General features: G+C 48.8%; 1 protein-coding gene. It reads right to left on the reverse strand.

What is annotated here, in order from left to right:
- Nucleotides 1–362 precede the first annotated feature (362 nt).
- On the reverse strand, nucleotides 363–1,330 hold a 968-nt coding region (locus JX325_RS16940), incomplete at its 5' end, for a recombinase family protein (RefSeq protein WP_204792187.1).

A 1,330-nucleotide genomic window follows, 5' to 3' on the forward strand; every position in this document is an offset into this window, starting at 1 on the left:
GACCCGCGCTCTCATCCTCCTTTGATAATCTGATGTATAATGCCGCATGGTAATCCATGGGATTGCTTATCTCTAAGTACATGTCATACCTCCTGAGATAAGCGGTCATTCATCGTATGTATTATACCGTAAAACAGGGCAGATTTGCAACATTTTGAAGTTCCTCTTTCAGAAAAATGTCGAACGAGGTCCGGATAATCTGTGTAATATTGATTTTTTCTTCGGCATAGCAGCATATCAACATAATTTCCCGTGTACTCAATGAAACACCTCCTGATTCAGATTGGTAAACTATATGCGGACGGCGGTCTTCGTTTGCGCAAAACAAAAGCGATGAACATACAGTCCATCGCTTTTGCTAATCACTCCAGCATCTGCCGGATATATTCAAATTCGTGGTCATGGACAAAATGGATTTCTATGCGCTTGTCCTTATGCAGAAAAATCGACTCCACCAGCATGACCACGTCTTTTCGTGAAAATTCTGTCTGGCTCGTATAGGGGATAAACTGCTTCGCCCATTCACAAAGAATCGTTCTGTCCTCGACCCTTTGGATTTCCTCCTGGATTTTCTGTTTCCGCCGGCTCAATGTATTCAGTTCGTTCTGAAAGCTGCGGCGCAGTTCATCCGCTTCTTCCGATGTAATAATGCCGTCCGCCATGCTGGGTTCCAAGCTTTCAATCAATCGTCGCTTTTTTGACGCAAGCTGTTCCACCTTACTGATCTGGCTTTGCAGTCGTTGAATTTGACAGAGCAGCTTGTCCTCCAGGTCTTCCGTGGCAATCGTGCTGCATAACAATACGACTTGGTTTATGTGTTCCCGGATATTCTGCTGAACAGATGAATCCAGAGCATCGGTCGAGATGCGGCAGCCGCTGCAGCTCTCTTTGTGCTCCCGCTTCAGAGAACAGACGTAGTAAATATACTTCCCTACCGTCTGCCTGGTCAACGTACTTTTGCAAGCCGCACACCGGACGAGGCCGGAGAGCAGGCTGACCGTATCTTCACCCGGCGCAGACCTGGCATCTGTGTTGAGCAGGCGTCCTACTGCACGAAAACATTCCTCTGATATGATCGCCTCATGCGCCCCCTCCCGCACCGCCCACTCGTTTTCGGGAAGCTGTTTTGTCAGTTTCGGATGGAGCGGGTTCGATTTTGTCTTCCCCTGCTCCAGCGTCCCTGTGTAAATGCGGTTGCGCAGAATTCGGATCACAGGCCCGGCTGACCAGAGAGGAATATCGTTCTTCTGAAATGCGTATGTGCAATTGGAGCCGGATCTCCGCTTGTGCTCTGCCGGGCAGGGAATACCCATCTCATTCAGTTTGGCTG

It is taken from the genome of Oscillibacter sp. CU971, assembly GCF_905219725.1.
In the GTDB taxonomy this organism is placed as follows: domain Bacteria; phylum Bacillota; class Clostridia; order Oscillospirales; family Oscillospiraceae; genus Oscillibacter.